General features: G+C 72.1%; 10 protein-coding genes. 5 read left to right on the forward strand and 5 right to left on the reverse strand.

Going from position 1 to position 12,740, the window contains the following annotated elements; translation table 11 throughout:
• Positions 1–17: 17 nt before the first annotated feature.
• From IE262_RS33695 to mtnA, 5 genes are all read right to left on the reverse strand, one after another.
• The gene (locus IE262_RS33695) at positions 18–872 is read right to left on the reverse strand and encodes a ComF family protein (protein ID WP_189879073.1); all 855 of its coding nucleotides are present in this window, start codon (positions 870–872) and stop codon (positions 18–20) included.
• A gap of 197 nt (positions 873–1,069) precedes the next feature.
• Positions 1,070–2,899 (reverse strand): LpqB family beta-propeller domain-containing protein, encoded by a 1,830-nt coding sequence (locus IE262_RS33700; RefSeq protein WP_189879075.1) that lies wholly within the window; start codon positions 2,897–2,899, stop codon positions 1,070–1,072.
• The gene (gene mtrB, locus IE262_RS33705; protein ID WP_189879077.1) at positions 2,889–4,976 is read right to left on the reverse strand and encodes an MtrAB system histidine kinase MtrB; all 2,088 of its coding nucleotides are present in this window, start codon (positions 4,974–4,976) and stop codon (positions 2,889–2,891) included. Before mtrB ends, IE262_RS33700 begins: the two co-directional genes overlap by 11 nt.
• Position 4,977: 1 nt before the next feature.
• Positions 4,978–5,667 carry a two-component system response regulator MtrA gene (gene mtrA, locus IE262_RS33710; protein ID WP_150136091.1) on the reverse strand — a complete coding sequence of 230 codons (690 nt, stop codon included), beginning with the start codon at positions 5,665–5,667 and terminating at the stop codon, positions 4,978–4,980.
• 8 nt (positions 5,668–5,675) lie between these two features.
• Entirely contained in the window at positions 5,676–6,821 is a 1,146-nt protein-coding gene (mtnA, locus tag IE262_RS33715; protein WP_189879079.1) for an S-methyl-5-thioribose-1-phosphate isomerase, read from the reverse strand.
• Positions 6,822–6,961: 140 nt separating this feature from the next.
• Between mtnA and IE262_RS33720 the strand changes: the two genes are divergently transcribed.
• The 5 genes from IE262_RS33720 to IE262_RS33740 all read left to right on the forward strand — a co-directional run bounded on the left by IE262_RS33720 (position 6,962) and on the right by IE262_RS33740 (position 12,632).
• Positions 6,962–8,332, forward strand: coding sequence for a DUF7847 domain-containing protein (locus tag IE262_RS33720; protein WP_134035168.1), 1,371 nt, complete (start codon positions 6,962–6,964; stop codon positions 8,330–8,332).
• A 106-nt stretch (positions 8,333–8,438) separates the two neighbouring features.
• The gene (locus IE262_RS33725) at positions 8,439–9,137 is read left to right on the forward strand and encodes a DUF4129 domain-containing protein (protein ID WP_189879097.1); all 699 of its coding nucleotides are present in this window, start codon (positions 8,439–8,441) and stop codon (positions 9,135–9,137) included.
• Positions 9,134–10,333 (forward strand): DUF4350 domain-containing protein, encoded by a 1,200-nt coding sequence (locus IE262_RS33730; protein WP_189879081.1) that lies wholly within the window; start codon positions 9,134–9,136, stop codon positions 10,331–10,333. The genes IE262_RS33725 and IE262_RS33730 overlap by 4 nt, the downstream gene beginning before the upstream one ends.
• Entirely contained in the window at positions 10,333–11,322 is a 990-nt protein-coding gene (locus IE262_RS33735) for an AAA family ATPase (protein WP_134035902.1), read from the forward strand. Before IE262_RS33730 ends, IE262_RS33735 begins: the two co-directional genes overlap by 1 nt.
• On the forward strand, positions 11,322–12,632 hold the full coding sequence (locus IE262_RS33740; protein ID WP_134035162.1) for a DUF58 domain-containing protein: 1,311 nt from the start codon (positions 11,322–11,324) through the stop codon (positions 12,630–12,632). Before IE262_RS33735 ends, IE262_RS33740 begins: the two co-directional genes overlap by 1 nt.
• Positions 12,633–12,740 lie beyond the last annotated feature (108 nt).

Genomic DNA, 12,740 nt, shown 5'->3' on the forward strand with positions numbered 1-12,740 from the left:
TCTCTCTCAGTTCCGGTTTATTGGAATGATTCCGGTGAGGCAGCCACCACCGCTGCACGCATGATTTTTCCGGCGCCGTTCACAGCCGCATTTCCCGGTACTTCTCGGGTACGGTCCACCACCTCCCTCTCGGCCGACCGCACCGTCCTCACTCCGGTCGCCGCAGTCGCACCCGCGACCCGTTTCGCTCTTCCTTCCCCTGCCACGCCGCCGTACACGGCCGTTTCGTCCAGAGCCGACCGCACGGCGCGTGCGGCCTCCGTCAGCGAGGCGCCCGTCGTCATCACGTCGTCGACCAGCACGACCCGTCCTGCCGCCAGCAACCGGCCTCCCCCGTCGGCCACCACCAGGGCGCCCGCGAGATTGTCCAGCCGCTGCCGGGAGTTGAGGCCCGACTGATCGGCCACGGCCCGGCGCTGCCGCAGCACACCGAGCACCCGGGCCGGCGTCCCCGTACGCCGCAGTTCCCCGGCCGCGGCGAGCGCGATCCGCCGAGCAGGGTCGTGCCCACGGGCCCGCACCGCCGTGCGCGCCGACGGCACAGGCACGAGCAGCACGGGCTCCCGTATCCCTCCCGCCTCGCGCAGCCCCGCCCGTACAGCCCCTGCCAAGGCCGCTCCGAGCGGTGCCGCGAGCGCCAGCGCGCCCCTTTCCTTGTGGGCGAGGAGCGTCGCCCGTACCGCGTTCTCGTACGGAGCCGCCGCGTGCGCCACGGGCAGTCCCGGCGGCTCCGGCACCGGTCGCACCCGGCGCGGTGCGTCCCCACTCAGGGCGGCACGGCACTCCGGGCAGAGCACCGTGCGAGGCCTGCCGCAGCCTCCGCACTCGGCCGGCAGCACCAGATCGGTGAGGTCCTGCCACCACCCCCGCATGCCCACCACTGTGCCAACGTCGGAGCGCCCCGGCCACCCCTGTGGAAAACCGCCTGTGGAAAACTCCCGGCAACGGTCTCGGGCCGTCCCCCACACGAGCGACCCCCGCCGCTGCACCACACCGCACCGCACCGCACCGCACGGCACGGCACGGCACGGCACGGCACGGCATCGGACGGACCGTACGGGTGCCGCCACTACCCCGGGTAAACCGGCGCCGTCCCCTCGCTGACCACCGTCTGCCACTGCGAGCCGGACGACAGCCGCACGATTCCGTCCTCCTCCGAATGGGCCACCAGCGGCAGCCGCTCGTCCTCGGAGGCGGCGATCTCCTTGACTCCGGTGAGCGGCGCGGGCTGAGGGCCGTCCGGCATGGAGCCGTCGACCTGCACGTACCGCATCTGCTGCACACCGCCGGACTCGCGCCCCACCACCACAAGCCGGCTGTCCCCGGCCCACGACATGGCCGTGACGTCCTCCAGCCGCGGTGTCGCGGAACGCAGCTCGACGATCGACACGGACGGCTCCCCCTGTGAGTCGGAGTCCCGCTCGATCCGCCCGATGAACAGGGCCACCTTGCCCTTCCGCTCCACGATCAGCGCGATCCGGACACCGTCCGCTGCCACCCGCACCGCCTTGATGCGCCCGTCCAGCTCCGGTGTCCTGGCCTCCAGAGGCTCGCCCGCACCGTCCTGCAGCACCAGCAGCCGCGGATCGCTCGGATTCCGGTCGGCGACCCACAGATCGCCGCGCCCGTCCCAGCTGGGCGTCGTCAGCCGGTCGCCAGGGGTCGCGCCCTCGCTGTGCACCACAGGGTCACCGAGCGAATCGCCCGACGCGAACGACCCGACGTACATCTCGCTGCCGTCCTTCGACACCCCGGCGGCACGGTCCTCGTCGCGTCCCACGGCGGCCGACCGGAACTCGGTGTCCCCGGTGCCCAGAGCGCCGGGCACAGGCTTGGGCTCCCCGTCACCATCGGCGGGCATGCGCACGAGCCGACCCTCACCGTCGACGAAGTACTCGTACCCGGCGCGCTCGCCCGCGCCGTGCGAGGCGACGTCGTCCGCCCCGCCCTCGTCGAGCACGCACAGCTGCGAACCGTCCGACCGCCGCAGCTCCACCTCGTCCACACCCGTGGGCATCAGGTCCCGGAGCGTGAACAGCAGCTGCGCCCCCATCTCATTGCACCTGCCCCGCGTGACATGGTCGGCCTTGCCGTTCAGCGGCACGACCAGCTTGTTCTGATCGTCGGGCGTGAGCGACCTGACGCCCTTCTTCAAGGCGGTGCCCGGGGGGAAACTCGTCCGCGCCGCCCCGTTCAGCCAGCGGGTCGGGCCCTTCAGCAGCGCCCGGACCATCCGCGTCACCGGGTCCACCTCCCGGCGCACGTAGACCGGATCGGCCACGGTCCCCAGCCGCCCGGCCCGCGCGAACGAGGTGAAGTAGTACTTGTTCACGGACACGTAGGTGCGCTGGAAGTCCGACTCGCCCATCACCACGCCCGGTGGCAGCCGGTCGATGCGCCACTGCTTGGTGTCCTTCACCCGCGTGAGGTGCACGGTCTCGTTGTAGGCCTCGTCGGCGGGTTCGTACGCGTGCTGCGCGTCCACCCGGGCGATCTCCTGGCCGGTCAGCCGGTAGAGGAAGTCGCCGTCGGCCTCGCTGGTCCCGCGGGGCTCGACCCGGGCCCGCGGCGCCTCGCCGAGGACCGTGGTGGACGCGTTCGGCTGCCAGTCCGAGAGCGCCTTGCCCGCCAGGTACAGACGGGCCGTCTCGTAGTCCGGATCGTCGCTGGTGAGGGCCTCCAGGAAGCCCCCCACGATCTCCGAGGGCGGGGCGTCCTCACGCGGCGGCAGCGCGTAGACCCGTACCTGCGCGTCCTGCCGTGGTGTGGACTCGACACCGCGCAGATCCCCCTCGTCCGGCATCGAGGCACATCCGGCCAGCAGTACGGCACCACAGCCGACGTACGCCCCCACGCGCATCCGACGCCTTCGGCCGCGCCCCTCGCGGTCAGCGCCCACGGAATGCCTCCCCCTGCTCGAACTGCTCCGCCCCGCCCTGCGACGGCCGCTCCTCGGTGTCCCCCGCTACGTCCCCTGCTTCATCCTGTGCTTCGTCGTCCGGGGGCCCGCCCGCGGACGGGGAGGGCCGGGGCACCACGCGCGCTCCGTCGCCCGGCAGCGCCGTCGGGTCCACCGTGGGCGTCGCCCCGGTCGACCGCAGCTCTATGGGCGCCCTCACCTGCACGTTCTCCCCTGCGGTCTGCACCGGGACGGTGGCGAGCTTGCTGCTGCCTCCCACCGGCAGACCCGCGTGGTTCAGCCCCTGGTTGCGTCGCGAGTCCTTGGGCTCCAGGGGTATCGGGGATCCACGCAGCGGCTCGTCCGCCGTCCGCGGCAGCGTCAGCCGGAACTGCGAACCACCGCCCGGCTCCCCCCACGCCTGCAGCCAGCCCCCGTGCAGCCGCGCGTCCTCCAGGGCGATGGACAGCCCCAGACCCGTACCGCCAGTGGTACGCGCGCGTGCCGGGTCCGCACGCCAGAAGCGGCTGAACACCCGGGTCGCCTCGCCCGGCTTGAGCCCCACCCCGTAGTCGCGTACCGCGACCGCCACCGCGCCGCCCGCCGCGGCCAGCTTGACCACGACGTCCTTGCCCTCGCCGTGCTCCACGGCGTTGACGACGAGGTTGCGCAGCACCCGCTCCACGCGCCGGGCGTCGGCCTCGGCCACGACGGGCTGCTGGTCGCCGACGACCCGTATCTGCGTCCCCTTGCGCTCGGCGAGCGGCTCGGCACCGCTCACGACCCGCCTCACGACCTCCCTGAGGTCGATCGGCTCGGCCTCCAGGGCCGCAGCACCCGCGTCGAACCGGCTGATCTCCAGCAGGTCCGCGAGCAGCGACTCGAACCGGTCCAGTTGGTCGGCGAGCAACTCCGCCGACCGCGCGGTCACCGGATCGAAGTCGACGCGCGCCTCATGGATGACATCCGCGGCCATCCGCACGGTGGTCAACGGGGTGCGCAGCTCGTGCGACACATCGGAGACGAACCGCCGCTGCATCCGCGACAGGCCCTCCAACTGCTGGATCTTCAGCTGAAGGTTCTGCGCCATCTTGTTGAAGGCCTCACCGAGCCGCGCGATGTCGTCCTCCCCGGTGACCTTCATACGTTCCTGAAGGCGCCCCGCGGACAGCCGCTCGGCGATCCCGGCCGCCATCCGTACGGGGGTGACGACCTGGCGCACCACGAGCCAGGCGATGGCCCCGAGGAGCACGACGACGAACAGTCCCGCCGTCGCCAGCGTCCCCTTGACCAGGCTCAGCGACTTCTCCTCCTGGCTGAGCGGGAAGAGGTAGTAGAGCTCGTACGGATTGCCGTACGGGTCGTTGACCTGCTTGCCGATGACCAGCGCGGGCTGCGACTCCTTGCCGGTGCCGGCCTCGTAGGCGATGCGCGTGTAGCTCTGCGCCGCACCCGCTCCGTCGTCCACACGGTCGCGCAGGTCCTCGGGCACGCTGCGGGACGGATCCACACCGCCGGAGGCACGCGGACCGAACCCGCGCGCGTCACCCGCCCCGCTGCTGCTGAGCGCCACGACGTCGAACGCGCCCTGGCCGCCACTGGAGAGGGACTCCACGAGGCTGCTCATCCATTCGCTGACGTTCCTCACCGAGTCGCCACCCGGGTCCGGGCCGTCGTTCCCGGCCGCGGTCGCCGCGCTGTCGGCCTGCTGGGCGGCGGCCGTGAAACCGCCCGTGGCCTGGCTCTGCGACCCCTTGACCTTGGCGTCCAGCAGTCCGTTGCGTACCTGTCCGATGACGACGAAGCCCAGCAGCAGGACCACGCCCAGCGACATCAGCAGGGTCGTCACGACGATCCGGAGCTGGATGTTGCGTCGCCACAGCCGCATCACGGGCAGCAGCGGACGGCGCACCCAGCGCATGAACAGACGCAGGACCGGACTGCCGTGCACCCCGCCCCGCAGCAGCCCGCCGTGGAGGAGGTGTCCCCAGCGGGACCCCGCCGTGTTCCGGCCGACAGGCCGCCCCGCGCGGGTCCCCGGCTGGCCGGGCGCCGAGGCGGCACTGTCCCCCGTCATGTCAGCTCGGCCCCGCCTTGTACCCGACACCGCGGACGGTCACCACGATCTCCGGGCGCTCGGGGTCCTTCTCGACCTTGGACCGCAGCCGCTGCACATGGACGTTGACCAGACGCGTGTCCGCCGCGTGACGGTAGCCCCAGACCTGCTCCAGCAGGACCTCACGCGTGAACACCTGCCACGGCTTGCGGGCCAGCGCGACCAGCAGGTCGAACTCCAGCGGCGTCAGCGCGATCGACTGCCCCTCCCGCTTCACGGAGTGACCGGCCACGTCGATGACGAGGTCACCGATGGCGAGCTGCTCCGGCGCCGGCTCCTCCGACCTCCGCAGGCGCGCCCGGATACGGGCCACGAGCTCCTTCGGCTTGAACGGCTTCACGATGTAGTCATCGGCACCGGACTCCAGCCCGACCACCACGTCCACCGTGTCGCTCTTGGCCGTGAGCATCACGATCGGCACCCCGGACTCCGCCCTGATCAGGCGGCACACCTCTATGCCGTCCCGGCCGGGCAGCATCAGGTCCAGCAACACCAGGTCGGGCTTGGTCTCCCTGAATGCGGCCAGCGCCTTGTCGCCGTCGGCTACGAAAGACGGCTCAAAACCTTCACCACGCAACACGATGCCGAGCATCTCGGCCAGTGCGGTGTCGTCGTCGACGACAAGGACTCGTCCCTTCATGAATGACATCATCCCATTAACTAAATCGTTACCTGGCGTGACCTGTCACACAGCGCGGCAAGTGCTTCGGCCGTCACGGGCGACACGACCCCCTCGTCGGTGACGATCGCCGTCACCAACTCGGGCGGTGTCACGTCGAACGCCGGGTTGTACGCCTGCGTCCCCAGGGGTGCCACCGGAATCCCACCACCCGCTTCCGCTCCCGCCACCGGCACCTGGGGCGCCGCGATCTCCGTCACCTCGTACCCGGCCCGCTGCTCGACCTCGATCGACGCGCCGTCCGCAGTGTCAAGATCCACCGTCGTCACCGGCGCCACCACGATGAACGGCACATGGTGATACTGGGCCAGCACCGCGAGCGGATACGTCCCCACCTTGTTCGCCACCGAGCCGTCGGCCGCGATCCGGTCGGCCCCGACCAGCACCGCGTCCACCTCCCCGGCCGCGAACAGCGAACCCGCCGCGTTGTCCGTGAGCAAGGTGTACGCCATCCCGCTGCGTGCCGCCTCGTACGCCGTCAGACGGGCCCCCTGGAGCAACGGCCGCGTCTCGTCCACCCACAGCCTGCGCAGCCGCCCTTCCCGGTGCGCCGCCAGCGCCACAGCGAACGCCGTGCCCTCCCCTCCCGATACCAGCGAACCGCTGTTGCAGTGCGTGAGCACCCGGTGCCCGCCGCCCGGCAGCAACTCGTCGAGCAGCGCCAGCCCATGCCCAGCCATGCGGACACTCGCCTCGGCGTCCTCCTGGTGCACCGCCCGCGCCGCCGCGAGCGCCGCCCCGGCCCCCTGTTCCTGGGCCCCGCCCCGGGCGAGCGCGGCCCGGTACGCGTCCCGGGCCCGGCGCACGCCGACCGCGAGGTTCACCGCGGTGGGCCGAGCACCCGCCAGAGAGACAGCCGCCTCCTCCACGTCGAACCCGCGCGCGGCGGCGAGCGCGACGCCGTACGCCCCGGCGATCCCCAGCAGCGGCGCCCCGCGGACCGCCAGGGTGCGGATCGCCTCCACCAGCGCGGGTGCGTCCGTGCACACCAGCTCGACCTCCTCGGCCGGCAGCCGCGTCTGGTCGAGAAGGACCACAACGGGCCCTTCGGGTGGCTCGTCCCAACGGATCGCGGGGATCTCCGTCGGCCGGTTGTCGTCGCTGGATTGCGCGTGCTGATCAGCCATCCGCCCAGTCTGCCCCCTACCGGCCAGACAATTGAAGGTGCGCAGCCCATACCACCCCTGGTCACTTGAGGCACGCACCGTGGCACGATGGGCGCCAACCTGCCACCGCAACCGCGGACGGGCACCGTGAAGGAGCGACGATGAACGACACTCCGGGCTGGGCCTCGCCCGGATCCGCCCCCTCGGACGGCCAGGAACCGGCCGGCTCCGGCGCCACGCACCCCCCGGAGCAGCCGGGCCAGGGTGGCGTGAACCCATCGGAGCCGCCGTCGAAGTGGTCCAAGGAGCAGCCCCCGCCCGGCCAGTGGTCGGCTCCGAGCCCTCAGGACCCCGGTCAGGCCCCACCACCCCCTCCGCCCGGCCCGGGCTGGGGCGGCCAGCAGCCTGGCGGCCCCGGTGGCTACGGTCCGGGCGGCCCCGGTGGCTACGGCGGCCAGGGCGGCGGCTACGGCGGCTGGGGCCCGCCCGGCCACGGCGGTCCCGGCGGCTGGGGCGGACCGTGGGGCGGCCCCCCGCCCGCGGCAAAGCCCGGGGTGATCCCGCTGCGCCCGCTCGGCGTCGGCGAGATCCTCGACGGCGCGGTCTCCACCATGCGCACGTACTGGCGCACGGTCCTCGGCATCGCGCTGACCGTCGCCGTCGTCACGCAGATCGCGGTCATCCTGGTTCAGGGCTTCGTCCTCGACGACACCGCCGGCACCGAGGCCCTCAACGACCCCAGCGCCTCGCTCGACGAACTGACCCAGGCCATGGGCACCACCATGCTCAGCTCGGCCGTCGTCCTGCTCATCAGCCTGCTCGGCACCATCGTGGCCACAGCCCTGCTCACGTCCGTGACCAGCCGCGCCGTGATCGGCAAGCCGGTGACCACGGCGGAGGCCTGGCGCGAGGCCCGGCCCCGGCTGGCCAAGCTGTTCGGCCTCACCCTCCTGCTGCCCCTCATCGCCGCCGCCATCATCACCGCCGGCATCGTGCCCGGCATCCTCGTGATCGCCGCGGGCGGAGGCGGCGGAGGCGCCGCGCTCGCCGCCCTCGGCGGTCTCGGAGCCGGAGTCGTCGCCCTGTGGCTGATGATCCGCTTCTCGCTCGCCTCGCCTGCCCTGATGCTGGAGAAGCAAGGGGTCATGAAGTCGATGAGCCGCTCCGTGAGGCTCGTGCGCGGCTCCTGGTGGCGGGTGTTCGGCATCCAGCTGCTCGCCACGATCATCGCCAACATCGTGGCCTCGATCATCGTGATCCCGTTCGCCTTCCTCGCCGCCGCTCTCAGCGGAGACGGCGTCTCCGGCTTCCTCAACGGCAGCACCGGGCAACTCGGCTGGACGTTCCTCATCGTCAGCGGGATCGGCTCGGTGATCGGGTCCATGATCACGTTCCCCATCACCGCGGGCGTCACCGTGCTGCTCTACATCGACCAGCGCATCCGCCGCGAGGCCCTCGACCTCGACCTGGCCCGCGCCGCCGGCATCCACGGCTACGGCACCGACACACCCGGCACGACCCCGGGGAGCTGACGGCGTGGCGGGGGAGGTTCTCTCAGCGGTCCTGGCACTGCCGCACGCCGGCCCGTCGGCCGTACGGTCACTGCTCGGCACCGGCGCCGCCGTGCAGGCGCTGCCGATGTCCGACAACGCCCCGCCGCTCACCACACCGCGCGAGCCCGCGCGCGAGGCCGCCCGGCGCGAGTTGTCCAAGCAGATGTACCACGAGAACGAACCCAGCTGGTTCCAGCGCGCTCTGGACGCCTTCTGGGAGTGGCTCGACAAGCTGTTCGGCGCCGCGTCCGCCGCCACTCCCGGCGGCGCACTCGGCCTCGTCGTCATCGTCCTGGTGGTCCTCGCACTCCTCGGGGCACTGTGGTGGCGCCTGGGCACCCCCCACCGCACCCCCACCTCGTCCGCCGTGCTCTTCGACGACCGCCCCCGCAGCGCCGCCGAACACCGCGCGGCCGCCGAGGCGCACGCCGCCCAGGGCCACTGGAACCAGGCCGTCCAGGAACGCATGCGCGCCGTCGTCCGCTCCCTGGAGGAACGCGCCCTGCTCGACGTACGCCCCGGCCGCACCGCCGACGAGGCCGCCTCAGAAGCGGGCCGCACACTCCCCGCCCACGCGGACCGACTGCGCGCCGCCGCCCGGGACTTCGACGACGTCACATACGGTGGCAGGTCGGCGGGCGAAGGAACGTACAGCCGCCTCGCCACCCTCGACGACGACCTGGAGCGCACCAAGCCCGTGCTGACCAACAGTGCCCACAGCACACCCAGCACGGGCAGTACGACCGACGCCCCCGGCAGCGCACGCCGCGGAGCCGCCGAATGACCACCGAGGCCACGCTCCCGACCACCTCGGCCTCGCCCACCGCCCGCCAGGTGTGGACCCGCGCGCGAGGTGTCGTACTCGCCCTGGTGATCCTCCTGGCTGCGGCCGTCGCGATCGCCTCGGTCCGCTCCACTTCCCAGCACGGCATGCTGGACCCGCGATCGGCTGACCCCTACGGCAGCCGCGCGATCGCTCAACTCCTCGACGACCGGGGCGTGTCCACACGCCTGGTCACCACCCTCGACGAGGCCCGCGCCGCGACGGGCCCCGACACCACCCTGCTGGTCGCCGTCCCCGATCTGCTGACGAGCCGCCAGCAGGCCCAGCTCCACACGGCGACCCGCGACTCCGGCGGCCGTACGGTCCTGATCACCCCCGGCGCCCCCTCCGTCGGCACCCTCGCCCCCGGTGTGAGCGCGGACCCGGCACGCAGCCTCGACTCGACGCTCTCCCCCCGCTGCGACCTTCCGGCAGCCCGGCGCGCCGGCACCGCCGACACGGGAGGCATCCGCTACCACACCACCGCCCCGGACGCCGACACCTGCTACCCGAGCGACACCCTGCCCACCCTGGTGCGCCTGCCGGCCCCCGAAGGGGACGGCGACACCATCGTGCTCGGCTCGCGCAACATCCTCTTCAACAACAGCCTCGCCGATCAGGGCAACGCCTCGCTCGCCCTCCAACTCCTCGGCTCGCGCCCCCATCTGGTCTGGTACCTCCCCTCCCTGTCCGACAAGGCCCTCACCGAAACCGGCGAGCGCGGCTTCCTCGACCTGCTCCCCTCGGGCTGGCTCTGGGGCACGCTCCAGCTCTTCGTCGCCGGCGCCCTGGCTGCCCTCTGGAGGGCACGCCGACTCGGCCCCCTCGTACCCGAACGACTCCCCGTCGCGATCCGCGCCTCCGAAACCGTCGAAGGCCGCGCCCGCCTCTACCGCAAAGCGGGCGCCCGTGACCGCGCGGCCGCCGCTCTGCGCTCCACCACCCGCATTCGCCTCGCCCCCCTCGTAGGCATCCCCCTCGCCCAGGCGCACACGCCCGAGACCCTGCTCCCCGCCCTGTCCGCCCACCTCCACAACCACGGAGACGGACAGGCCCTGCACACCCTCCTCTTCGGCCCACCACCCGGCGACGACGCAAGCCTGATCGCCCTCGCCGACCAACTCGACGCCCTCGAAAGAGAGGTACGCCGTCCATGATGGACCCGACCACTGACAACGCCGGGTACGGCGGGGACCCGGGCGCCGCCCGCTCCTCCCTGGAAGCCCTGCGCGCCGAGATCGCCAAGGCCGTGGTCGGCCAGGATCCCGCGGTGACGGGCCTCGTCGTCGCCCTCCTCTGCCGCGGCCACGTCCTCCTCGAAGGAGTCCCCGGAGTCGCCAAGACACTCCTCGTCCGCGCTCTCGCATCCGCTCTCGAACTCGACACCAAGCGCGTCCAGTTCACCCCCGACCTGATGCCGAGCGACGTCACAGGCTCCCTCGTCTACGACACCCGCACCGCGGAGTTCTCCTTCCAGCCCGGCCCGGTCTTCACCAACCTGCTCCTCGCCGACGAGATCAATCGCACCCCGCCCAAGACCCAGTCGTCGCTCCTGGAAGCCATGGAGGAACGCCAGGTCACGGTCGACGGCACACCGCGCCCGCTCCCGGAACCGTTCCTGGTCGCCGCGACCCAGAACCCGGTCGAGTACGAGGGCACGTACCCCCTCCCCGAGGCCCAACTGGACCGTTTCCTCCTCAAACTCACGATCCCGCTCCCCTCCCGCCAGGACGAGATCAACGTCCTCACCCGTCACGCGGAGGGCTTCAACCCGCGCGACCTGCGCTCCGCAGGCGTACGCCCCGTAGCGAACGCAGCCGACCTGGAAGCCGCCCGCGCCTCGGTCGCCAAGACCACCGTCTCCCCCGAGATCACCGCCTACGTCGTGGACATCTGCCGCGCCACCCGCGAATCCCCGTCCCTCACTCTCGGCGTCTCCCCACGCGGCGCCACAGCCCTCCTGGCGACCGCACGCGCCTGGGCCTGGCTGACGGGCCGCGACTACGTCATCCCCGACGATGTGAAGGCCCTTGCTCTGCCGACTCTGCGCCACCGTGTCCAGCTCCGCCCGGAGGCCGAGATGGAAGGCGTGACGGCTGACTCGGTCATCAACGCGATCCTCACCCACGTCCCCGTCCCCCGCTGATGGCACTCACCGGACGCGCCGCCCTCCTCGCGGCCCTCGGCTCCCTCCCGGTCGGCATCTGGGAACCCAGCTGGGCAGGCATCCTCGCCGTGAACGCCCCCCTGGCTCTGGCCTGCGCCTGCGACTTCGCCCTCGCCGCACCCGTACGCCGCCTCGGCCTGACCCGCTCCGGCGACACATCGGCGCGCCTGGGCGAAACGGCGGACGTCACCCTCACGGTCACCAATCCGTCGAACCGCCCCCTGCGCGCCCATCTCCGCGACGCCTGGCCCCCGAGCAGCTGGCAGCCCGGCACCGAGGTGGCCGCCTCCCGTCACCACCTCACAGTCCCCCCGGGGGAGCGCCGACGCCTCACGACCCGTCTGCGCCCCACACGCCGGGGCGACCACCAGGCAGACCGCGTCACCATCCGCTCGTACGGACCTCTTGGCCTGTTCGCCCGCCAGGGCAGCCACAAGGTCCCCTGGACGGTGCGGGTCCTCCCCCCGTTCACCAGCCGCAAGCACCTGCCCTCCAAGCTGGCCCGCCTGCGCGAGCTCGACGGCCGCACCAGCGTGCTGACGCGAGGTGAGGGCACGGAGTTCGACAGCCTCCGCGAGTACGTCCCTGGGGACGACACCCGCTCCATCGACTGGCGCGCCACAGCCCGTCAGTCCGCGGTCGCCGTACGCACCTGGCGTCCCGAACGCGACCGCCACATCCTCCTGGTCCTGGACACCGGCCGGACCTCCGCGGGACGTGTGGGCGACGTCCCCCGCCTTGACGCCTCCATGGACGCCGCCCTGCTCCTGGCCACTCTCGCGTCCCGTGCCGGCGACCGCGTGGACCTCCTGGCGTACGACCGCCGAGTACGCGCCCTCGTCCAGGGCCGCACGGCAGGCGATGTCCTTCCGTCCCTGGTCAACGCGTTGGCCACGCTGGAACCCGAACTCATCGAAACGGACGCACGCGCCCTTACAGCCGCCGCACTCCGTGTGGCCCCACGCCGCGCCCTGATCGTGCTCCTGACGAGCCTGGACGCGGCCCCCGTCGAAGAGGGCCTGCTTCCCGTACTTCCTCAGCTGACCCAACGCCACACTGTTCTCGTGGCATCAGTCGCGGACCCTCACATCGCCGACATGGCCAAGGCACGCGGAAACCCAGACGCCGTGTACGAGGCCGCTGCCGCAGCCCAGGCCCAGGCAGAACGCCACCGGACAGCAGAGCAACTCCGCCGTCACGGAGTCACAGTCGTCGACACAACACCGGAAGACCTGGCACCAGCGCTGGCCGACGCCTACCTGGCATTGAAAGCGACGGGGCGCCTGTGAGGAGTGGTTTCCCAGGGAGCAGGGTGCCCCTGGGAAATGCCGGAAAACGAAAAAGGCCCACACCGTGAGGTGTGGGCCTTTCCCAATATTTGTTCGGCGGTGTCCTAC

It is taken from the genome of Streptomyces bluensis (assembly GCF_014650715.1).
GTDB lineage: Bacteria > Actinomycetota > Actinomycetes > Streptomycetales > Streptomycetaceae > Streptomyces > Streptomyces bluensis.